A 21,790-nucleotide genomic window follows, 5' to 3' on the forward strand; every position below is an offset into this window, starting at 1 on the left:
TGGTGACAGATATGAGCTTGCTTGTAGAGGTTAAAAATCTCACAGTACGGTATAACGGTAAAAACGTGCTGGACAGCGTAAACCTCGAGATCGCCGAAGGCGAGACGATCGGCGTCATAGGCAGAAGCGGCTCGGGCAAGACAGTCCTCCTGAACGTGCTCCGGGGCCTGGATGACGAGATACCGGCCACCGGCCAGGTGATCTACCACGTGGCCCGCTGCGACCGCTGCGGCAGGATCGAACCACCGTCTGCCGGCGGCAAAACGTGCCCGAAGTGCGGCGGCCTGCTGAAGTCGTTCTCCTACGACATGCTCGACAGAACAGATGATAAGATCATCAGGGACATTTCCACCCGTACGGCGATCATGATCCAGAGGACCTTTGGCATCTACGGCGATGACAGCGTCATAGAAAATGTCCTCAAAGCCCTGGGCAGCATCGAGTACGGCGGCGATCGGGTGGCCAGAGCGGCTGATCTCATCGACAGCGTCCGGCTTTCCCACCGGATGATGCACATCGCCCGGGACCTATCGGGAGGAGAAAAGCAGCGGGTAGTCCTCGCGAGGCAGCTGGCGAAGGAGCCGATGATGCTGCTGGCCGACGAGCCGACAGGTACGCTCGACCCTAAGACCGCGACGGTCGTCCACGACTGCATGAAGGCGATGTCGAAAGACCTCGGAATCACTATCCTGATCACCTCCCATTTCCCCGAGGTCATCGAAGAGCTGACGACCCGGGCCATTCTCATGGACGATGGCAGGATAGTCAAGGCCGGGCCCCCGGCACAGGTGATACACGAATTCCTCCAGAGCAGAGAAGCGGTGGAGAAGAAGCCGGTCGTCACGGGAGAGCCGGTGCTCCGGATCAAGGACCTCTCGAAGAAGTACTTCTCGGTCGACCGCGGGGTCATCAATGCCGTAAACAGCGTTTCTTTTGACGTCAAAGAGGGTGAGATCTTCGGCATCGTCGGGACGAGCGGCGCGGGCAAGACGTCGCTCATGAGCATCATGACAGGCAACCTGGAGCCGACCTCCGGGACAGTAGAGATGCGGGTAGGAGAGGACTGGGTGAACATGTGCGAGCCCGGCTACTACGCCAGGGGCAGGGCCAAGCCTTACATCGGCCTCCTGTACCAGGAATACGACCTGTATCCGCACCGCACGGTCATCGAAAACCTCACCGACTGCATTGGCCTCGATTTCCCGGCTGAGCTCGCGGAGAAAAAGGCCGTCCACACGCTGCTGCTTTCCGGCTTCACCGAAGAGAGGAGCAAGGAAATCATGGATAAGTACCCGGGAGAGCTGTCGGAAGGGGAAAGGCACCGGGTGTCGTTCGCCAGGGCGCTCATCAAGGAGCCGCACGTAATCGTGCTCGACGAGCCCACCGGGACGATGGACCCCCTCACCAAGCAGTCTGTGATGGGCTCGATGTTCGCTGCCAGAGAGGAGGCCGGAGAAACCTTCATCGTGGTATCCCACGACATGGAATTCGTGGAGAAGGTCTGCGACAGGGTCGCATATATGAAAGGCGGTAAGATGGTCGGGATAGGCACCCCTGAGGAAATTCTCCCCGGAGTCAAAGGCAATTAACAGCCGGGCCTCTATGCCACGACCGCCCGGTTATCACTTTTTTACACCGGTTGCCAGACATACGGCTAATATTTATACAAACGGTGGTAAAGAATAGAGTTATTATTGTAAATAAACCAAGGAGGGGGTCGTAAACGGTGTTTAATATAAAAATCGATAAAAAAGCTAAAGACATGATTTTTATCGCCGCTCTGGTACTGGCCATCCTGATCACGATATCCATTAACCTGGTGATGGGCATCGAGACGGTGTACACGCACCTGTTCTACATACCGATCATCCTGGCAGGCATATGGTACCATAAAAAAGCCGTTTACGTTGCGGTGTTTCTGGGACTAATCCACATCGTTGCCAACTATTCCCTCCACTACGAACTGGCCTATTCACCGATAGTAAGAGCCGCCATCTTCGTCATCACCGCTTACACGATCGGGATGATTGCCGAAAAGAAGGACGAGATACTTGACAGGCTGAAAGCTTCCGAAGGGTACCTGAAAATCCTGTACAACGTCCTCGAGCAAAGCCCTAACAGCGTAGTAATGACAGATGAGAAAGGCAGGATTACGTACATCAATTCGAAGTGCTCCCGGGTCGTGGGGCGCTCCCGGGCAGAGGTCGTCGGAGCGGATGCCAGTGCAGCGCTGTCAGACTACCCATTATATGCAGGGAATAAACCGGATGCAGAACCCGGCCGGGAATACGAGAGCCAGGTTACGTACAGCGACGGTAGTATTCACTGGATAAACTCGGTAGTATCCCCCATTCGTAACGACAGCGGTGTAATTACACATACGGTTCAGATCGACTCAGACATCACCGGGCGCAAGCTGGCAGAGATCGCCCTCAAGGACAGCGAAGAGAGATACCGCCGGCTGATAAGCATAGCCCAGGAATCGATCTTAACCATAGACTACGACGGAACGATCACGTTCGCCAATCCCTTCGCAGAAAAGATGCTCGGATACAGCGCCGATGCCCTCGTGAAAAGGTCTATCTTTGACTTCGTGGACGGACAGAGCAAGGAAAAGTTTTCGGAGCTGCTGAAAAACAGCACGGCAGAGGCACGGGACGAACACATCGTCCTGAATCCAAAGAGCGGCGAGCAGATCTACGCCGGCGTGAAAATTTCACCCCTGTACGAAGGGACTGGAAATGGCAGCACCCTGCTCCTGCTGGCCGACATCACTGACCGGATAAAAAAGCAGGAGTCGCTCAACACCTCTCTGCAAGAAAAAGATGCGCTGCTCAAGGAAATTCACCACCGGGTGAAAAATAACTTGCAGATCATCTCCAGCCTGGTCAACCTCCAGTCGAGCGAGATCAGCGACTCGAAAGCGGTCAGCGCGCTGAACGAAACCCAGGCCCGGATCAAGACGATGGCGCTGATTCACGAAAAGATGTACAGGTCTATGGACCTGTCGAACATCGACCTGGCCGAGTACATCGCCAACCTGACCAGGGCTCTGTTCAGCATTTATAATACCGCTCAATCCCGCATCCGGCTGAACCTGGACATGGAAAAGGGGGTCAAGATCGACATCGATACAGCGGTGCCCTGCGGGCTGATCATCAACGAGCTGGTGAGCAATTGCCTGAAGCACGCGTTCCCGGACGGAAGGGAGGGAGAAATTATAGTAGAGATGTCGAAGACTGAAAAGATAGTATCGCTGACTGTGCGGGATAACGGCGTGGGAATACCCCCGGGGCTCGACGTCCGGAATACGGAAACGCTGGGCATGCAGCTGGTATATACTCTGGCAGCCCAGCTGGAAGGCACTGTCACCCTGAAAAGCGAAAACGGCACGACATTTATTATTGAATACCTGGTAAAGTGATCTTTGATGAGCGCAGAAAAGAGAGACTTTAACAAAGCGGCGGCCAGATGGGACGAGGAGCCCAGAAGGGTAAAACTAGCGGGCGACGTTGCCAGAGCCATAACTGAGGAAATCAAGCTGACCGCAGACATGGACATTTTAGACTTCGGCTGCGGTACCGGGCTGCTATCGCTGAACCTGCTGCCGGAGGTCCGCTCGGTCACTGCCGTGGACAGCGCGCAGGGTATGCTCTCGGTCCTGAAGTCGAAGATCGAAGCGCTGGAGCTCTCAAACGTCCGGACCATGCACCTCGATATCGACAAAGGCGACCGCCTTGAAGGCCGCTTCAACCTGGTCACCAGCAGCATGACACTTCACCACATCAAAGATATCAAGCCCCTACTCGGCCAGTTCTACAATATCCTGACGCCGGGGGGCTACCTCGCCCTTGCTGACCTCGACCTCGATGGGGGCATGTTTCACGAGGACAGCACCGGCGTATTCCACAACGGCTTCGACAGGAAACAGCTGCGCCAGACATTTATGGATGCAGGATTCGAAGACGTCCGGGACAGGACTGCCGCCAGCATGATGAAACCGGTTGTCGGCGGAGAGAAGAAAGAGTTTACTATCTTTCTTATGACAGGCCGCAAGAAGTAGGAAAACTGCCGGGCAAGCCCCGGCAATAATGCTGGCAACACAATTCCATTTTTAAACTTAGATCTGCCTGTATCTGCCGATTACTGCAAGGGCCACGAATACCAGTGCCAGTCCGATCCACGTGACTGGTATGACGGTAACACCACTGACTGCGGTAATGCCCGCATAGTCAAGCGCCGGGTAATGGTTTACCGGGCCTACGTACCACAAGGTCAGGTACAGAGCTTCGAACAGCTTGCTCGTCCCGCTCCAGATGCCCATGGCCAGCGCCATCGAGGGGATCAGTATAGCCCCGGCTGTAACGGCCAGCACGCCTCCGAAGTCCGAAGCGGCTACCAGGCTGAAGAGGACGCCACTGCAGAGGGTGATTGTAACAGTGAATCCGCAGAGCCATGCTGCCGAGAGCTGCACCAGCAGAGGTTTCGGAGACGAGAACACCAGCTGGCCGGTATTCCAGGTCTTTTCCCTGCAGCCCAGGGAAGACCAGATGAACAGCGGCCATACGATGGCTGCCAGTAACACCCAGCCCCGCGCAGTTTCGGCAGGAGATACCAGGCCTGCCAGGATAATAAGCCCTGCACCGGCATACCACCACCATTTCTGGCCTCTCAGTAACAGCCGGAGCTCTGCCATAAGCACTCCGGGGTAGCTGAAGCGCCTCGTTCCCGCCGCCAGGGAGGAGAGCCTGACGTCCGTCGGAGTACTCAGCCTCCCGGTGCTCCCGGCTGCCGGTTGTGCCTCGCTGTTCTTAGCCCCGTTTTTCCGGGCCGCTGCCGCAGAGTCGAACCGGTCGAAGAAGACCGAGCCCGCGAGTGCCAGGCCGACGGCAAGGATCACCCAGAAGGCACGGCCGGCCAGCATTACAGGAGTCCAGGCGATGCCGTTCCATACGAAGGTAGCCGCAGGCTTGCTCAGGGAAACGAAGCCCAGTGCCCAGGTCCACTCGCCCTGCAGCGGGTAAAGAGTCTTGACTGTCGCCAGTATGTCAGGGATAACGAGGCCAGCCCCGAAAGCGTCGAACAGGAACGACAGACCGGTCCCCGGAGCAGCGGACATAGTCTGTTCCAGCATGACAGTCATGAATATCAGGTACAGGAAAAAGTACACGACGTTACCGATGCTGCCCCGGAGCACCGCTACTGACTCGAAAAATACGGCCACAGCGGCAACTACAGCCATAAAGGGCAGGACGATGAGGAGGAAGGGCGCTGCCAGCGCCCATAAGTCGACAGGAGAGCCGTCGCCCCGGAATAGCTGCATGGCCAGTGCTCCCAGTATTATTACTACGACTATTGTGCTAAGGATAGCGAAATTACTGACCGCCTTGGACAAAAGGTAGAGGGGTTTACTCAGCGGGGTAGTAGCGATGATCTGGCCCACTCCGGTCATCCTGTCCCGGGTGATCGCGTTCTTGACCAGGTAGAAGCCCGCCAGTCCGAGGAACATGACAGTAGGCAGAGCCACCATAGCACCCACCCAGGCAGAGTTGTAGACGCCCCGGTAAAAGGTCACATCCCCCGTCAGGCTGGTGGAGATCATCTTAAGCGTGATATAACCGGCGCTGGCGTCAGGGACGAAGGCGTAAGCTGCGAAAAGGGTGACCAGCAGGACGAACATGAAGCCGTAGCCGCGAACTCTCTCGAGATAGTCAGCTTTTACCGAGCAGTAAAGCGCCTGCAGCATGCTCATATGCTAGTGCCCCGGTGACCGTTGATCAGGTACATGTAGGCATCTTCCAGCACGGGTAAAACACTCTCGGCGTTGCCCGGCGGAGCCTCTGTGACAGCCCTGACGCGTATGCCATCGCTACGCCGGGCAGTACCGGTTAAGAGATACGCCTGCTTGACTTCTGCCAACTCGGCGCCTGTCACCACCCACTCCCAGACCTTGTTTTCCACGGACTTCAACAGGTTTTCCGGCGATACGTGGGTCAACATTTCGCCTTTGTTAATCAAAGCGATCTCCGTAGCGATCGCTTCCACGTCCGATACGATATGGGTAGACAGAATGACGATCCGGTCTCCCGAGAGATCGGAGAGTAAGTTCCTGAACCGGACCCGCTCTTCGGGATCGAGGCCGACCGTGGGCTCGTCCACGATCAGCAGCTCGGGGTCGTTCAGCAGTGCCTGGGCAATCCCGATGCGCTGCTTCATACCACCCGAGTAGCCCCCGAGAGGGCGCTTCCGGACGTCGGAGAGGTTGACTACCTCGAGAAGCTCGTCGATGCGCTTTTTCGCCGGGCCCCTTTCGAGCCCTTTGATGGCTGCCATATACTCGAGAAACTCGACGGCGTTGAGGTTGGGGTAGACCCCGAAATCCTGGGGAAGGTACCCGAGCACGGACCGCAGGCTGTCAGGAGAACGGACAATATCAGTGCCCTTCCAGGTAATCGTTCCGGCGGTAGGCTTCGTGATCGTCGCCAGAATTCGCATCAGCGTAGACTTCCCCGCCCCGTTCGGGCCTAACAAGCCCAGTACACCAGGGCGAAGCTCGAGACTGAAATCCCTTAAGCCCCAAACCTTGCCACTATACCGTTTACTGATATTGTCGATCAAAAGTTCCATCAAGGACCCGCCAGTAACCTGGATATCAGTGAAGCTAGGCAATACAAAATACTTTCCATACTGCGGCCGGTCGACAAAATAGCGGGTGTTAATACCTGGCCTTCTTCGCGGGAAGGAACAGCTCTCTGAACATATCGTTGAAGTAGTCGTCTGTCATGCCGGCGATGAAATCTCTGACGATCTCGGGTCCGGAGAGGCCGTCCAGGTATTTGGTCAGCCGCCGGGAATCGAGGGCTTTGGCATAGCTCACGTAAATTCTGGACTCGCTGCCATTCTTTCTGACGTCGTCCAGGAGAGCATCGAACATCATGTCGAACATATTCTGGATCTTGGCCGACTGGCTTTTGATCTCGCTGTTCGTGTAGATGTGCCGGTAGTTGAAGTCCTTGAGCGCCTTCATCCCCCGGGCCATCTCGTCGCTGAGCGCTATGTAGTCCTTGTTATAGCTGTTCTCGATGACGTCGACCACGAGGTTGTTCACGATATCCCGGTTGGTGCTGCCAAGGACTTCCCCGCAGTCCGCCGGCACTTCTTCCCGGGTGATCAGCCCCAGCGTGATAGCGTCTTCAATATCCCGCCCGACATAGCTGATCGTATCAGCTACCCGGACCACGCAGCCTTCCATTGTCATCGGCATAATGCCCGAGTAGCCTTCGTGCTGACTCATGCTCCGCGCCATTTCCTCGTCAAGCACCTCCCAGCTTTTATCCGGGCTCGGCCGGACGACAAAGTCGTGCGCCTCTCCGTTGTGGGCCAGGATCCCGTCCAGGGCCTGGAGGGTCAGGTTGAGGTTCTCTATCCGGTCAAGCGCCCACACACTCTGCGCGTTGTGGTGGAAGCCGCCGATGCCGTGCTTTACGCAGCACTTCGACAGGTAAGTCTCGCCATCGTGGCCGTACGGGGCATGGCCGATATCATGGCCGAGCGCAATAGCCTCGATCAAGTCCTCGTTCAGCTGTAACGACCGGCCGATGAGCCTGGCGATTTTCGAGACCAGCTGGACATGCAGCACCCGGTGGGTGATATGATCATTTTTTACCAGGTAGAACACCTGGGTCTTGTCGATGTACCGGGCGTAGGCCCTGGAGTGGACAATACGGTCGCCGTCGTGGAAAAAGGGCTGGCGGATATCGTCGTGGTCCGGGCGACGTCTGACGGCATCGCAGTTTTTACAGGCGTACAGGGACAGGGACCTATCGTAGGCCTGACTCTGACCCTTAATAGCCGCACTGATTCCCGTTGAGACGTTCCTGCGCATATGACTTCTCCGCTGGCTAAAGCCATTATGCGCAGGGTAGTATTAAAGTATGCGTTTTGGGCCGGGGCTGAATAAAAACGGTAGCCGTCTCAGGCCACCGGTATCTGGATCTCGGTCATCAGTTTACTTTCCGGCACTTCCTGCGGGTTGTTCAGGTACATCTCCCGGCACAGGCCGTTTACCGTCAGCCCGTGGCTGCCGATGTAGTCGATAGCCTTCGTGTATGCACCCCCAATCTCAGGGTACGGGCCGGTGTAGACAATAGTCACCATCCTGCCACCCGGCAACGCTTTGACGTCGAAGTCAGGCTCGACCGAGATGCGGCCGACGATAGGGACGGCGATCTCCCACTCAAGGTGGGCTATGCCCCATTCTTCAGGGGTTTTCGTCAGAGTCTCTCCGTTAAATAACAGCGTGATCGGGCCGCAGATGTTCACGTTGCCCCGCTGGTTGGCCGGGCCGAAGATCTGCTGCATCACCGCGCCGATCAGGCCGGGGATGACTTCCTGCGGAGCGCCGGCACCGCGTTTGCTGATCACGCGCACTTCGGGGATGTCCTTAATTACTGGTTCTGTAGTGGTCATGTATAACACCTCGATGGCTCTCTTCCCCTGCAGGATCTCCTCGACCTTCTTCAGCTTCTGGATCTCGATCTGCGTCTGAGCGAGCCTCTGCTTGAATAGCTGTTCTATACGGCCCTCGTGTTCCGCAGGGTCGTCCAGACAGTTCAACAGCTCGTCGATCTCCGCGCAGCTGAAGCCCATCCAGCTCAGCGTCCTGATCTTCAGGCCGACCTCGATCTGGCCCGAAGTGTAGAAACGGTAGTTGTTGAACAGGTCGCGCTTCGGGCTCAGCAGGCCTTTCTCGTCGTACAGCCGCAGAGCTCTCGGAGAGAGGCTCGTAATCTGCGAAAACTTGCCGATCGATATCTGGAGGTCGTCGTCAGGGGACATTACACATCACCAGCATAGTGGTCTCATGACCACATAACTGCATGGAGTTTGACGTACGTCAACCTTTCGGGGGCGGCTGCGCCGCGAGAACAGGGCAACCACTAGTATAAGTTAGCCCAAAAGATGTGAGACAGCAATCGGAACGCTGCGCTGTGCCTGTTACAGATTACCAGGATACTCGAAGGATATTGCTTATGAGCTCGTGAACGTACACGATCGCTGCGCTGTGCCAGATCACAGATTACGACAGATGCCACAGATTTCACAGATGCTAATCGATAATACAAATGAAAAGGGCTCACTCTATTCCTTTAATCAAAAATCGTCATCTGTGCAATCTGTGGCATCTGTCGTAATCTGTGATCTGGCACAGCGCAGCGATCGTCAGCTTTCACGGGCACAGAGACAACTGCTTACGAGTACCCAGGAGATAGTGACTGGAACAGCGCAGCGTTCGTCAGCGTTCAGTAAAACAAGGAAAGGAAGCGCGCCCGCCCTTTGTTAGGCAGGCGCGAGGAATACCTTTTAACGTCGAGAAAGCTCAGGCCGAAGACCCTTTAAGAGCGCCTTCGGCGCTCACTTATCGAACTGAGTGAGCTTCGTGCCTCTGACCAGCGCCACTTTGCCTGTCCGCACCATCTCTTTGATCCCGAAGGGCCGCATCAGCTCTTCCATTGCATCGATCTTGTCGCCGCTGCCGGTGATCTCGATGATCACGCTTTCGGCGCTGACGTCGACGATCTTGGCCCGGAAGATGTCGGCGATCTGGATGATCTCGCTCCGGTCCTTGGCTTTGGCCGAGACTTTGAGCAGCGCCAGCTCTCTGTCGACGGATTCCTGGTGGCTGATGTCTACCACTTTGATGATGTCGATGAGCTTGTTGAGCTGCTTGGTGACCTGCTCGATGACGTTCTCGTCGCCGTGGACCACGATGGTCATGCGGGAGATGTCAGGGTTCTCGGTCACGCCTACGGTGAGCGAGTCGATGTTGTATCCTCGCCTGCTAAACAGGCCGGAGACATGGGTCAGTACGCCTGGCTTGTTGGCTACCAGCACGGACAGCGTGCGGGCACCGTTTGATCCGTTAGACATTTATCTCGACCCCCCGTGCTCGACGAACTCGTTGATACTTGCGCCTGCGGGAACCATGGGGAACACGTTCTCCTCCCTGGAGACCTTGAAGTCGAGGAAGACGGGCTTGTCCGCCTTGAGCGACTGCTTTATGGCATCCTTGACCTCCGACTTCTTCGTCACTTCGATGCCGACCGCGCCATACGCCTCTGCAACTTTGACGAAGTTGGGCTGGCCCATCATGTCGGTGTAGGAGTACCGTCTGTTGAAGAACAGCTCCTGCCACTGGCGGACCATGCCGAGGTACCGGTTGTTGATGATAGCCACGTTGACCTTGATGTCGTTCTCCACCACGGTGGCGAGCTCCTGGATGTTCATCTGGATGCTGCCGTCGCCGGCGATGTTCCAGACGTTCTTCTCGGGGCAGCCGACCTTCGCGCCCATGGCGGCGGGGAACCCGTAGCCCATGGTGCCGAGGCCTCCCGAGGAGATGAAAGTTCGGGGCTGCTTGCACTTGATGTAGTGCGCCGACCACATCTGCGCCTGGCCCACTTCTGTGACGAAGCTACCGTTCTTAGTCAGGTCGTTGATCATCTGGATGACGTACTGGGGCTTGATGTCCGCAGAGGTCTGGTCGTAGTCCAGCGGATACTCTTTCTTCCACAGGTCGACTTTCTTCATCCACTCCGCAGACTTGGGCAGCTTCAGCTTCAGCGTGGCGATGATCTTCTTCAGGATGACCTTCGCGTCGCCCACGATGGGCACGTCCACCTTGACGTTCTTCCCCAGCTCAGCCGGATCGACGTCGATGTGGATGATCTTCGCGTTCGGGGCGAAGCTCTCCAGCTTGCCCGTCACGCGATCGCTAAACCTGGCGCCGATCGCGATCAACAGATCGCAGTCGATGATCGAGTAGTTGGCATACCTGGTGCCGTGCATGCCGAGCATGCCCAGCGCAAGAGGATGATCCTCCGGGAAGGCTCCTTTACCCATCAGGGTAGTAGTCACCGGAGCCATGATAGTTTCTGCCAGCGCCTTGACTTCGTCGTGGGCGCCTGCTATGATGGCGCCTCCTCCGACGTACAGCACCGGGCGCTCCGCCTTCTCGATGAGCGCACACGCTTTCTTGATCTGGAGCGGGTGGCCCGAGAAGGTGGGCTTGTAGCTCTGGAGCTGGATGGACTCGGGGTAGGAATAGTCAAAGGTCGCGTTCTGAACGTCCTTGGGAAGGTCGATCAGCACCGGACCGGGCCTGCCTGTCGAGGCGACGAAGAAGGCCTCTTTAACCGTGTGCGGCAGGTCTTTGACATTCTTGATGAGGTAGTTGTGCTTGGTGATCGGGATGGTGATTCCAGTGATGTCCGCTTCCTGGAACGCGTCGTTGCCGATCAGCGGAACGGGCACCTGCCCCGTAATCGCTACTACGGGGACCGAGTCCATATAGGCCGTCGCTATGCCGGTTACTAAGTTCGTGGCCCCCGGGCCGCTCGTTGCCAGGCATACGCCTGTGCGCCCCGTTGCTCTAGCATAGCCGTCAGCGGCATGGGCCGCTGCCTGTTCGTGCCTGACCAGTATATGACGCAGCTTTGAATCGTACAGCTCGTCGTAGACCGGCAGAATCTGGCCGCCGGGGTAGCCGAAAATGGTATCGACTCCCTCGCGCTGGAGAGACTCGAGCAGCGCTCTGGCGCCCGAGATTCTCCTGGACTCATTCGGACTCACTTGCTTACCTCCTTTAAATTCAGTATAGATAGTGGTTGATGGTAACGTTTTAGCATTATTAATAGTTTATCATTATTCTTCATCGCGGCCACCACAGCTAGTGCTTTGCGGATATGCCATTCTTCTCCTGCACCAGCCGGTTCATACCCTCGATGAAGGCGAGGACGGAAGCCATGATGATGTCGGGACCGGCGCCCCGGGCGCTGATGAACCGGTCGCCCCGGGACATCTTGACCCATACTTCCACGAGCGCATCGGTACCCCCGGTGATCGCTTCGACCCGGTACTCTTCCAGCTTGATATCGGCCACGCCCATGACCGCCTTCCGCAGGGCGTTCAGCGCCGCATCCACAGGGCCCAGGCCCACGCCGGATTCGATGACTTCCTGGTCGTCGATGGTCACCTTGAGCGAAGCGGTCGGGGTCGCGTGGTTACCCGAAAGCACCGTGCAGTCGATCAGCTTGATGCGGGCTTCGGACTGGAGATCGAGCACGCTGTCCGCTATGGACATCAGGTCGGCATCGGTGACATGCTTGCCCTTATCTCCCAGCTCTTTGACCCGGGCGGTGATCTCGTCGATCTGCGGATCTGTGGCCTCGAGCCCGATCTCCCGCAGCGCCAGGACGACCGAGGTCCGGCCGGCATGCTTGCCGAGAACGATCTGGCGCTTGCGGCCGATGGTCTCGGGGGTGATAGGCTCGTAAGTCGCAGTGTTCGCCATGAGACCGTGCGTGTGGATGCCTGACTCGTGCATGAAGGCATTCTCTCCCACAAGGGCCTTGTTCGTGCCTACCGGGACACCCATCAGGCGGCTGACCAGCTTCGACGTCGGGTACAGGTTCTCCAGCACGAGCTTCGTGTTGACCTGGTAGAGCGACTTGAGGACGACGGCAACCTCTTCGATAGCGGTGTTGCCAGCCCGCTCACCCACGCCGTTGACGGTCACGTGGCACTGGGCGGCTCCCGCCCGGAGCGCCGCTATCGTGTTAGCCGTCGCCAGCCCGAAGTCGTTGTGGCAGTGGATGCTGACAGGCGCCTTCAGCTCGGACGTTAGGCGGGAGAAGATGTCGTAGGTCTGCTCGGGGTTGAGGACTCCGACCGTATCGCAGAAGCAGAGCCGGTCCGCCCCTGCGTCCAGACCAGCCTGGTATACGGAGATCAGGTAGTCCAGGTCGGCCCTCGACGCGTCTTCGCCTGACAGCTCGACGATCAGCCCGTGCTTTTTGGCGTACTCCACCGCGTCTATGGCCATCTGCCTTACAGAAGCCCTGTCTTTCTTCAGCTTCGCCTTGATGTGCAGGTCCGAAACTGAGACGACCAGGTGGACTGAGTCCACGCCACAATCGAGCGCGTAGTCTATGTCCGGCTTAAGAACTCTGGCAAAACTGCATATCTCGGCATTCAGGCGCTCTTTGACAACAGCCTTAATACCGTCCCGCTCGCCTGCGGAAGTCACGGCCGAACCGGCCTCGATAACGTCCACCCCGAGCGAATCAAGGTTGCGGGCGATCCAGACCTTTTCTTCGGGCGTCAGGCTGACACCCGGCGTCTGCTCGCCGTCTCTCAACGTCGTGTCAAAAAATCTAACAGTATCGGAGAATAAAACGATTCCTTCTGTGCATTTTAAATCCCGATGCTAAATAAGTTTAAAGGTATTTTAAGCTTTGGGTGCTGTCGCATAAGCGTAAAGAGCATAAAAGAAGGCAGATCTGGCTTTTATACCTTAAAACTCGCCGTCGTCGGCCAATATCTGCAGGCTGCACTGAATAACCAGATCATGCACTGGCGATGGCACAGCCGAACATAAAAAAGAGGTGCGCCGCATCTTATGCGGCGTCGATATTAGTCGTTCTTCGCCGATTCGTCAGATGCCAGGTCTTGTAGCCGCTCATGCTGGTCCTGCTGCCGCTCCTGCTGATCCTGCAGCCTCTCCCGCTGCGCTTCCCGCTCCTGCTGCTCTTTCAACTGTTGTTGCATCCTCTGGTGCTGCTCCTGGTGCAGCTGAGCCTCGCGTGCCCGGCGCTCCTTCTGGCGCATATACCACTCGTAGATGACGGTCAGGCTGACGATTAGACCGATGCTGCCGGTGATCGTGGCCATGCATGCGGTGGGAGTGTACAGCAGCGCTATCCACGCATCCAGCGGAGACGTCGGAGTGGGGGTTGGAGTAGGGGTGGGCACAACAGTAGGGGTGACACCAGACGGCACTTTCTGGATCGAGATCGCGTCCATCTGCTGCATACCTTCGATGCGGTTCATCGTGTGCCGAATTTCCTGCTTGTAACCCGCCTTTGTGATGATGATATCGTAGGTGTCGGGGTAGATGCTGCCTGTGATAAAAGTGCCCGAGCTATCCGTCATGGCTTCGTATTGCTTGCCGTAGGACTGCGACTTCAGCACTACTTCGGCCCCTTCGACCGGCGCGCCGGTGGAAGCATCGGTTATAGTGCCGCTGAGGCTGGCCGTCTCCGGAGGCGGGGTCGGAGAAACCTGGGTCTGGCCTGCCACCAGGGTGCCTTCGAACTTATCGATCTGGGTACCATTCTCGTAAGCCTTGAAGCCGAAGACGATGATCTGTCCCTGTTCGGCAGTAATGGAGTTCGTGTTGACCCGGACAGTAGCGCCCTGCTTAACAGTAGTCGTGACCGCGTTAGAGGGATCATCGATGTAGGCCTCGACCATGATCGGACCGCCACTGTTGGTCACCAGCATGGAAACGTGATCGTTCTCCCACTTGGCGCTGGACAGCACCTTCCGGGGAGCCGGCGTAGGCGTAGGCGTAGGTGTAGCGGCAGAGGTCGGAGTGGGGGTGATAGTCACGTCCGGCGTAGGAGTAACCGTAGCGTTTGCCACGGGCGTCGGAGTGGCGTCTTTACCCGGCTCGGCGAGAGCAACGGGAACAGCCACCAGTAATAGTAAGCACAATAGTGAGATGCTGATCAGTTTTGGAACGATCGTTCTTGAACGTCGGTTAGCCACAAAGATCCCTTCTGCAAGATAAATGTCCGTCCAGGTACCTGTCCGGCTGAATTATAGTCAATTGTGAAACTTTGAAGGCGGCCTGGCAGGCAGTTAAGGCTGCCGGACAGCATTACCAGTTTCGAGAACGACTATATAGACGACCATCCGTCTGGCTTTTTCGTGCGCTGAATAAGACTTGTAGAGAGATAAACTTTTTGATGTGCCTGACGTAAGCCGATTAATTAAAAATTGGTAGTACTTGAGGCGCTTACCTCTTCCTTATTTCCCTCATCATCTCCCGCTGCATCTGCACGATCATGTCGATGATGTAGCCGAAGATGAAGATCTGGATGCCCGAGATGATCAGCAGGGCGGTGAGAATCGCCATCTGGTTGTGAGGAATGCCCCTGAACTGCTCCCAGACAACGTAAACGCCGATTAGCAGGCCGATGAAGAAGATCGCGACTGATATTAACGTCAGGTATAGCATCGGGTTGTAGGTCTTACCTAGCTTGTATATCGTATACCCGATCTTGAAGCCGTCGTTCAGCGGGTTAAGCTTGGTGGGAGCGCCGTCTTCCCTGGCGAGGTAAGTGATGGGAACTTCGCACATGCGCAGGTCTTTCTTCAGGCATTCCACGGCCAGCTCGGCCTCTATGCCGAAGCCGGACTGGTTGAGGTTGACCATCTTCAGGGCCTTCCGGTTAAAGGCGTGATAGCCTGTAAGAATATCGCTGAGCCGGACATGGTATGCAAAGTTGAACATATGGTTCAGCATTTTGTTGCCGAAGTGGTTCAGCTTCGTAAACGCGCCTTTACCGTAGTTGGCAAAGCGGTTGCCGAGCACGTGGTCTGCAGAGCCGTTGACGATAGGCTCGATCAGCCGGTCTACTTCTGCGGGGAGGTAGGTACCGTCGCCGTCCACCATGATCGTGATCTCTTTGTCGATCAAGCCGAAGGCCTGCTGGACAGCTGCACCCTTGCCCTTGCCATTTTGCAGCACTACCCGGGCGCCTGCGGCCTGAGCCGCAGCCACAGTATTATCAGTGCTGTGCCCGTCGACGACCAGCACGTCGGTGAAGCCCATCGCTTTGTAAGCGTCTACCAGCTTGCCGATGGTTTTACCCTCGTTCAAAGTGGGAATCAGGATGCAGACGTTATCTCTCATCTAACCATATAACAGATGGTTGATCGTAATAATTCTTGTGTTCGCCTGATGGCAAAAGTTTGGAAAAGAGGGAGTATAAAATGGCAGACGAGTAGTCGGGCAGCATGATCAACTGCCCGACACCCGACTGCTTTTTTATACGTTTATGGTTTCGCCGCTCTGGACAGCGCGCTCCGGCACGTCGACCTGGGAGGTCGAGTTGCCCAGGGTCAGGGTGTATTTGCCTGCGGGCGTCACTGCGGACGAGTAGCTCGTGCCGTTCATCGCCTCGGTCGCGTAGGGCACCGTCAGCGTGAAGCTGCCGGCGGAGTCTGCAATACCGCTCTGCGTGTAGGTGAACGACCTGCCGCCGATGGTCAGCGGCAGTGATGCGGTCACGTTTGTGCCGGGGTCTGCCTTGCCGGTGATCTTAGCGCCGTCGACAACCTCGTAGACCTTGACGTACTTGGCGGGCGGCCTGGCGTCGTATGCCAGCATCGTGCCGTCGGAGCTGGCCCGTACGAGGTCTATGGCCTGTGTGTACATGTCATAGGCTTCGGTATAGTTGGCCATGCCGATCTGGGCCGCGCTGTTGATGGTTCCGGTGGTAGTGTCCAGCAGCCTCACGCGTATCTGGTAGTCGCCTGCGGATTCGTAGACGAGCCTGAAGTGGTCCATGCTGTCGGCGTCATCGTAGTACAGCCTGCTCATCATGCTGTCGGCATATTTCTTGCTGTCTACGGGGAGCGGCACAGACTGGGTCGCCGAAATCGGGAACTCTTTCTCGGTCTCCCAGCCGTTCTTGTCGTCCGCCCACACGGTGATGGCGTAGAACTTGCCCGTGGCCATCTCGTTATCGATGACTACGTACTCGCTCCCGAGGGCCTTCAGGTTGGCGTAGCCTTTCTCCTCGGTCGTGGCGAGGAAGAAGGGCGCGCTGCCCGTGTTGTTAGCCTCGTTGATGCCGGCCTGGAACGGGTTGGCGTTAGGTATCCGGTGAGCTACGTAGGTGATGACATGCCCGTAGTCCCACCAGCTCATCACGCCGTACGCGCTGGACGGATAGTCGTACCGGTCGCCACCAGATCTCACGTACGTGCCATTATAGTACAGGTTCGGGCCCTGCGGGTCGGGGGTGTGGTCTCTGAGCCAGAGAAGGGCGTCGTACCACTCGTAGCCCATGCCGGAGCCACCCTGCGAATACGCCTCGGTGTAGCCGGTGAAGAAGAACCCTGCCGGGTCCTTGGCCGGGTCGATGCTCCTGTATGCCCCGGTGGACAGCGAAGTGGCCGGCCAGGTGATCAGGACCAGGAAGACGACTGCCAGGACTCCGAACATGATGACCTGGCCGCTGTTCTTGCCGATGAACCGCTGCGCGTCCTCGAAGGAGCTGACCCGCTTTTGCCAGTTCTCCACGAACTTGTCCCAGTCGAACGCCCTGTACACCGCGTATACGAAGTAAGCGGTCAGGAGCGCTGCGTTGATCGCGAAGTAGTAGGTGAACCTGATCTGGGTAAACGCTGCCCAGAGCATGACGACGTTCCATACCAGGAACAGCCATTCTGCGGGCCTGTTATTCTTGAACACCCGGAAGGCCAGCACCACGATCGAGATGATGGACAGCCAGAAGGTCCAGAAGAACGATCCCCAGAGCATGTCTAAGGTGAACTCGCCCGTGGCAGTCAGGTACGATGGCCGGGCTTCCTGCACCCAGAGCATGCCGCCGCTGGGAGCGAAGACCTTGAAGCCGGACATGATGAGCTCGAACAGCTGCGGGAAGACCACATAGGTCCCCAGCAGCCCGATCACGCCTACGCCCAGCATGGTCGCCGGGAAGGCCCACGCTTCGACCTTGTTGCTCTTCAGCACCCTGGAAAGCCCGTAGATGACGCCGATGCCCACGAAGGCCAGCGACAGGAAGACCGGCTGGGTGATAGAGTAGTACAGGAGCTGGAAGCTCAGGTCCTGGAGCGAGTAGGGCAATACCATGACCGACGGTATCAGGTACATGGCGGCTGCCACGATGACCAGGTAATCCATCCGGGTATCCCGGGTGTGGTCAACCACTGCCTGGATGGCGAAGTAGAGGAACAGGATGAACCCTACCAGCAGACCGCCCGGCCACGAGAGCATGTACAGGCCGAAAGAGACGCCAGCGAGAGCCGCGAAGCCCAGCGCAATCAGGGCATCCTTATTCCTGGACTTGATCTTCTCGAGGTTAAGCCCGGAAGTTTTGGCGTTCTCGAGAGCGTAGACCAGGAAAGCCACGGTCACGACAGAGAACAGGACTTCTGCCACGTGGTGATCGGTGAAGCCCAGCATCGACCGGCCCAGGAACTGCCCGGGGAGCAAAGCCAGCGTAGCCGCGGCGAGGATTCCCACGTTCCGGCCGTAGAGCTTCTTGCCCATGAAGTAGGTCGGGATGGCGCACAGCATGCCCAGAATGACAGGGGTGTAGGCACCAACCATGGTGACCGTCTCAGGGCTGGGGTTGCCGAGGCCGACGATGAGCGATGCCCCGGCGATCATGAGCGTGAAGAACGGCCCGAAGTGGACGGTGCTACCAAACGGGTAATGAGTGAACGGATCGAAGAAGATCCTGTTCGGGAAATTGGCCAGCGTGTTGAAGACCAGGCGCATCTGTTCGGGTGCATCGTCAGCCGCGATGTTGACGTAGTTCTCCGGCCAGCCCGTGAAGACGGCTCCGTAAGACGGAACTGCCCGGATGTAGAACATCAGGACCATGATCAGGATAAGGGCCAGAGGATAGACCCAGGCGTACGATTTCAGGTACGCAGGCAGATCGAATGCTTTTTTCTCTTTGGTCGCTTCGACCTGTACTGCCATTTCCTGGACGGAGTCCTCTTTGACAGCTTCGGTCACGTTCCCGGACTGAACCGGTTTTTCTTTAACCGCCTGAGGCTTTTTCCCGGCAGTGCCGGCGGACTTGCCGCCGCTCTTTCCAGACTTTCCCATTCGCTCACCTTTAATATGGTTATCCATGATTGAGCACTATTTACATATACCTTTCGCGTTTGTCGCAGAACAGGGAAACGTGAAAAAAGAGCATGCTGCCGGGATATCCCGGGCCCGGATGTCCGGGCAGGCAGATACCCGGGACATCCTGCACAGACCTGGCCTTTATATGGTTATTGTCTCGCCGTTCTGAACTGCCCGCTCGGACACGTCGACCTGGGAAGTAGAGTTACCGATGGTCAGAGTGTATTTGCCGGTGGGCGTCACAGCAGACGAGTAGTTCGAGCCGTTAATCGCCTCGGTCGCGTAAGGCACCGTCAGCGTGAAGCTGCCGGCGGAGTCTGCGACCGTCGACTGCATATACTTAAATGTCCGGTCTCCGGTGGTCAGATCGAGAGAAGCAGTCACGATTGTGCCAGGGTCCGCCTTGCCAGTAATGTTGGCGCCCTTGACGACCTCGAAGACCTTGACCCACTTCTCCGGGGGCCGGGCATCGTAGGCGATCAGCGAGCCGTCCTGGCTGGCCATTACGGGTTCTATGGCATCGACGTAGTAACCGTAGGCTTCGGTGTAGTTCGCCACGTTGAAGGACTTGTCGAAGTAGATTGACCCGTCCCGGGTATCCAGCAGATTGACGTTGACAAGATAGTCGCCGGGAGACTCGTACACCAGCCGGAAGTGGCCCATGTTCGTGCAGTCCTGGTAGTACAGCCGGTTCAGCATACACTGCTCATACTTCTGGCTGTTGACGGGAAGGGTTACCGGCGGCTGATTCTTGTAGAGGGAGAATTCTTTCTCAGTCATCCAGCCGTCCCGATCGTCGGCCCATACACTCATCGCAGCTACGTAGCCATTGGCATCCCGGTTTTCCACGACTACGTACCGGCTGCCCAGGCTGCCCAGGTTTGCATACGCCTTACCCTCCTCGGTAGCTAAAAAGAAGGGGGCACTTCCGCAGGTATTGTTGTTCTCGAGGATGCCCGCCTGGAAAGGATTGGCGTTTGGAATCCGGTGAGCCACATAGGTAATGATGTGGCCGTAGTCCCACCAGCTCATGATGCCATAGGCGGAGGCCGGGTAGGGATAGGCATACCCGTCTTTCGGCCTCTCGTAGGAACCGCTACTGTACCTTAGCGTGGAAGAGTCCGCGGAGCCCTGAGGATCGGGGGTATTGGCCTTCATCCACAGCAGCGCCTGATACCACTCGTGGTTGATGCCTCCAGGCCCGGACTGAGACATGAGCTCCGTTACCCCTGTGAAGAAATAAGCACCGGGATCTTTCGCCATGTCGAGGGAGGAGTGAGCCCCGGTGGACAGGGAAGTAGCCGGCCATATGATGACGAGCAGTGCGATTCCGGCAAGCGCTGCAAACCCGAGGACCTGGCCTGCGTGCCCTGAAATAAATCGGCTTACGTCGGCCCCGGCTCTCACGTTCTTCCGCCAGCTCTGGGTAAACTTGTCCCAGTCGAAGGCCCTGAAGACGGCGTAGACAAAGTAGCCGGTCAGCAGCGCGGCGTTCACCGCGAAGTAGTAGGCGAAGCGGTTCTGGGAGAACGTCGCCACGAGCATGATCAGGTTCCACACCAGGAACAGCCACTCTGCAGGCCGGTTATCCTTGAAGGCGCGGAAAGCGATCATGGCGATGGCGATGATGGCGATGGGGAAGGTCCAGAAGAACCACTCCCAGAGCATGCTCAAGTCAATCTGGCCGGTAGCGCTGTTGATGTACGACGGGGCCGCCTCCCGGACGACGAGCATGCCGCCGCTGGGGGTAAAGACCTGGAGGCCCGCCATGACCAGCCCGAAGATCTGCTGGGCAAAGAGGTAGAGGACCAGCATGCCGATGACTCCCAGCCCGAGCAGCGCAACCGGGAAGGTCCAGGGCTCTGCTTTAGTCTTTTTGTGCACCGCGGCCAGCCCGTAAACGGCGGCGACGCCCGCCAGCGCCAGGCCCAGGAAAAACGGCTGAGTCAGGGAGTAGTATAGCAGCTGGAAGCTCAGGTCGGTCAGCGAGTAAGGCAGAACCATGACTGCAGGTATCAGGAAAGTCGCCGAAGCCAGGATGAGCAGGTAATCCAGGTTCCGGCCCTTCACGTAGTCCACCACCGCCTGGACGGCAAAGTACAGGAAGATGATCATGCCTATGATCAGGCCGCCGGGCCAGGTCAGCATGTACAGGCCGAAGGAGATGCCGGCCAGCGCCCCGAAACCGAGGGCGGCCAGGGCTCCCTTATCCCTGTTCTTGAGTTTCTCCAGGTTCAGCCCGGATGTTCGAGCATGCTCCAGGGCGTAGACCAGGAAAGCCACGGTCGTCACCGAGAACAGTACTTCCGCAATGTGGTGATCGGTGAACCCGAGCATTGACCGGGCCATGAACTGCCCGGGGAGCAGCGCGAGAGTGAACGCAGCGAGAATGCCCACGCTCCGGCTGAAGAGCTTTTTGCCTATGAAGTATACCGGCACTGCGCAGAGTACACCCATAATTGCGGGAGTGTAGGCGCCGATAGTGTCGACCAGGGCCGTGCCGGGATTGCCCAGCCCTGCGATCAGCGATGCCCCGGCAATGAGCAGCGTCAGCAGAGGCCCGAAGTGGACCATGCTGCCGAACGGGTAGTGAGTAAAGGGATCGTAGAAGATCCTGTCTGGGAAGTGGGTGACAGTCTCGTGGACGAGGCGCATGTGGTATACGGCGTCGTCAGACGCGAAGTTGACGTAGTTGCCTTCCCAGCCGGTGAACACCTGGCCATACGAGGGTACTACCCTGAGATACAGCATCAGCGCCATAATCCCGAGAAGCGCTAACGGATAAGCCCACGCCATAGACTTTGCGTATGCCGCCAGATCAAAAGTCTTCCGGGCGGCTTTTTCGTCCGCTTGCACCGTTTTCTCGATCGCGGGTGCAGACGTCTCCGCTTTTACCGATTGTTCTGCCTGCGATGTCTGCCCATCCAAAACACCGGGCTTCTTCGGCCGGACTTTGTCGGCCTGCCTGCCTCGCCCCTTACCAGTCTTAGCCATACGCTCACCCAATATATGCTCGATATATTATTGGTTAAGCATCAATAAGCGCTGTTA

14 protein-coding genes are annotated in these 21,790 nt (G+C 57.3%); 3 read left to right on the top strand and 11 right to left on the bottom strand.

What is annotated here, in order from left to right:
• Positions 1-11 precede the first annotated feature (11 nt).
• The 3 genes from atwA (at position 12) to ACPLPM_RS14725 (ending at position 4,063) form a co-directional block, all read left to right on the top strand.
• Positions 12-1,589 carry a methyl coenzyme M reductase system, component A2 gene (gene atwA, locus ACPLPM_RS14715; protein WP_424357526.1) on the top strand — a complete coding sequence of 526 codons (1,578 nt, stop codon included), beginning with the start codon at positions 12-14 and terminating at the stop codon, positions 1,587-1,589.
• A gap of 137 nt (positions 1,590-1,726) precedes the next feature.
• Positions 1,727-3,424: a sensor histidine kinase gene (locus tag ACPLPM_RS14720; RefSeq protein ID WP_424357527.1), complete on the top strand. Its 1,698-nt coding sequence runs from the start codon at positions 1,727-1,729 to the stop codon at positions 3,422-3,424.
• 6 nt (positions 3,425-3,430) lie between these two features.
• Positions 3,431-4,063 (top strand): class I SAM-dependent DNA methyltransferase, encoded by a 633-nt coding sequence (locus tag ACPLPM_RS14725; RefSeq protein ID WP_424357528.1) that lies wholly within the window; start codon positions 3,431-3,433, stop codon positions 4,061-4,063.
• Positions 4,064-4,120: 57 nt separating this feature from the next.
• Here ACPLPM_RS14725 and ACPLPM_RS14730 read toward each other — a convergent pair whose 3' ends face one another.
• The 11 genes from ACPLPM_RS14730 to ACPLPM_RS14780 all read right to left on the bottom strand — a co-directional run bounded on the left by ACPLPM_RS14730 (position 4,121) and on the right by ACPLPM_RS14780 (position 21,733).
• Positions 4,121-5,752 (bottom strand): hypothetical protein, encoded by a 1,632-nt coding sequence (locus ACPLPM_RS14730; RefSeq protein ID WP_424357529.1) that lies wholly within the window; start codon positions 5,750-5,752, stop codon positions 4,121-4,123.
• Positions 5,749-6,627, bottom strand: a complete 879-nt coding sequence (locus ACPLPM_RS14735; protein WP_424357530.1) for an ABC transporter ATP-binding protein — start codon at positions 6,625-6,627, stop codon at positions 5,749-5,751. The genes ACPLPM_RS14730 and ACPLPM_RS14735 overlap by 4 nt, the downstream gene beginning before the upstream one ends.
• 88 nt (positions 6,628-6,715) lie before the next feature.
• Positions 6,716-7,885 carry a deoxyguanosinetriphosphate triphosphohydrolase family protein gene (locus ACPLPM_RS14740; protein ID WP_424357531.1) on the bottom strand — a complete coding sequence of 390 codons (1,170 nt, stop codon included), beginning with the start codon at positions 7,883-7,885 and terminating at the stop codon, positions 6,716-6,718.
• Between the two features lie 89 nt (positions 7,886-7,974).
• Entirely contained in the window at positions 7,975-8,838 is an 864-nt protein-coding gene (locus tag ACPLPM_RS14745; RefSeq protein WP_424357532.1) for a MerR family transcriptional regulator, read from the bottom strand.
• A 576-nt stretch (positions 8,839-9,414) separates the two neighbouring features.
• Positions 9,415-9,930: an acetolactate synthase small subunit gene (gene ilvN / locus ACPLPM_RS14750; protein WP_424357533.1), complete on the bottom strand. Its 516-nt coding sequence runs from the start codon at positions 9,928-9,930 to the stop codon at positions 9,415-9,417.
• Positions 9,931-11,631, bottom strand: coding sequence for a biosynthetic-type acetolactate synthase large subunit (gene ilvB, locus ACPLPM_RS14755; RefSeq protein ID WP_424357534.1), 1,701 nt, complete (start codon positions 11,629-11,631; stop codon positions 9,931-9,933). It abuts the gene before it with no gap.
• A gap of 97 nt (positions 11,632-11,728) precedes the next feature.
• Positions 11,729-13,240, bottom strand: a complete 1,512-nt coding sequence (locus tag ACPLPM_RS14760) for a (R)-citramalate synthase (protein ID WP_424359992.1) — start codon at positions 13,238-13,240, stop codon at positions 11,729-11,731.
• A gap of 233 nt (positions 13,241-13,473) precedes the next feature.
• Complete coding sequence (locus ACPLPM_RS14765; RefSeq protein ID WP_424357535.1) at positions 13,474-14,538, bottom strand: carboxypeptidase regulatory-like domain-containing protein; 1,065 nt, start codon at positions 14,536-14,538, stop codon at positions 13,474-13,476.
• Between the two features lie 322 nt (positions 14,539-14,860).
• Positions 14,861-15,760: an S-layer glycoprotein N-glycosyltransferase AglJ gene (gene aglJ / locus ACPLPM_RS14770; RefSeq protein ID WP_424357536.1), complete on the bottom strand. Its 900-nt coding sequence runs from the start codon at positions 15,758-15,760 to the stop codon at positions 14,861-14,863.
• 135 nt (positions 15,761-15,895) lie between these two features.
• Positions 15,896-18,715: an oligosaccharyl transferase, archaeosortase A system-associated gene (locus ACPLPM_RS14775; protein ID WP_424357537.1), complete on the bottom strand. Its 2,820-nt coding sequence runs from the start codon at positions 18,713-18,715 to the stop codon at positions 15,896-15,898.
• Positions 18,716-18,880: 165 nt separating this feature from the next.
• Positions 18,881-21,733 (bottom strand): oligosaccharyl transferase, archaeosortase A system-associated, encoded by a 2,853-nt coding sequence (locus ACPLPM_RS14780; protein ID WP_424357538.1) that lies wholly within the window; start codon positions 21,731-21,733, stop codon positions 18,881-18,883.
• Positions 21,734-21,790 lie beyond the last annotated feature (57 nt).

Origin of the sequence: Methanocella sp. MCL-LM (genome assembly GCF_049676595.1) — an archaeon.
Taxonomy (GTDB): Archaea; Halobacteriota; Methanocellia; order Methanocellales; family Methanocellaceae; genus Methanocella_A.

Excerpts from the sequence above, each read along its gene's own strand:
- atwA (WP_424357526.1), top strand. The coding sequence starts at position 12 with ATGAGCTTGCTTGTAGAGGTTAAAAATCTCACAGTACGGTATAACGGT.
- ACPLPM_RS14725 (WP_424357528.1), top strand. The coding sequence starts at position 3,431 with ATGAGCGCAGAAAAGAGAGACTTTAACAAAGCGGCGGCCAGATGGGAC.
- ACPLPM_RS14730 (WP_424357529.1), bottom strand. The coding sequence starts at position 5,752 with ATGAGCATGCTGCAGGCGCTTTACTGCTCGGTAAAAGCTGACTATCTC.
- ACPLPM_RS14735 (WP_424357530.1), bottom strand. The coding sequence starts at position 6,627 with ATGGAACTTTTGATCGACAATATCAGTAAACGGTATAGTGGCAAGGTT.
- ACPLPM_RS14740 (WP_424357531.1), bottom strand. The coding sequence starts at position 7,885 with ATGCGCAGGAACGTCTCAACGGGAATCAGTGCGGCTATTAAGGGTCAG.
- ACPLPM_RS14745 (WP_424357532.1), bottom strand. The coding sequence starts at position 8,838 with ATGTCCCCTGACGACGACCTCCAGATATCGATCGGCAAGTTTTCGCAG.
- ilvN (WP_424357533.1), bottom strand. The coding sequence starts at position 9,930 with ATGTCTAACGGATCAAACGGTGCCCGCACGCTGTCCGTGCTGGTAGCC.
- aglJ (WP_424357536.1), bottom strand. The coding sequence starts at position 15,760 with ATGAGAGATAACGTCTGCATCCTGATTCCCACTTTGAACGAGGGTAAA.
- ACPLPM_RS14775 (WP_424357537.1), bottom strand. The coding sequence starts at position 18,715 with ATGGGAAAGTCTGGAAAGAGCGGCGGCAAGTCCGCCGGCACTGCCGGG.
- ACPLPM_RS14780 (WP_424357538.1), bottom strand. The coding sequence starts at position 21,733 with ATGGCTAAGACTGGTAAGGGGCGAGGCAGGCAGGCCGACAAAGTCCGG.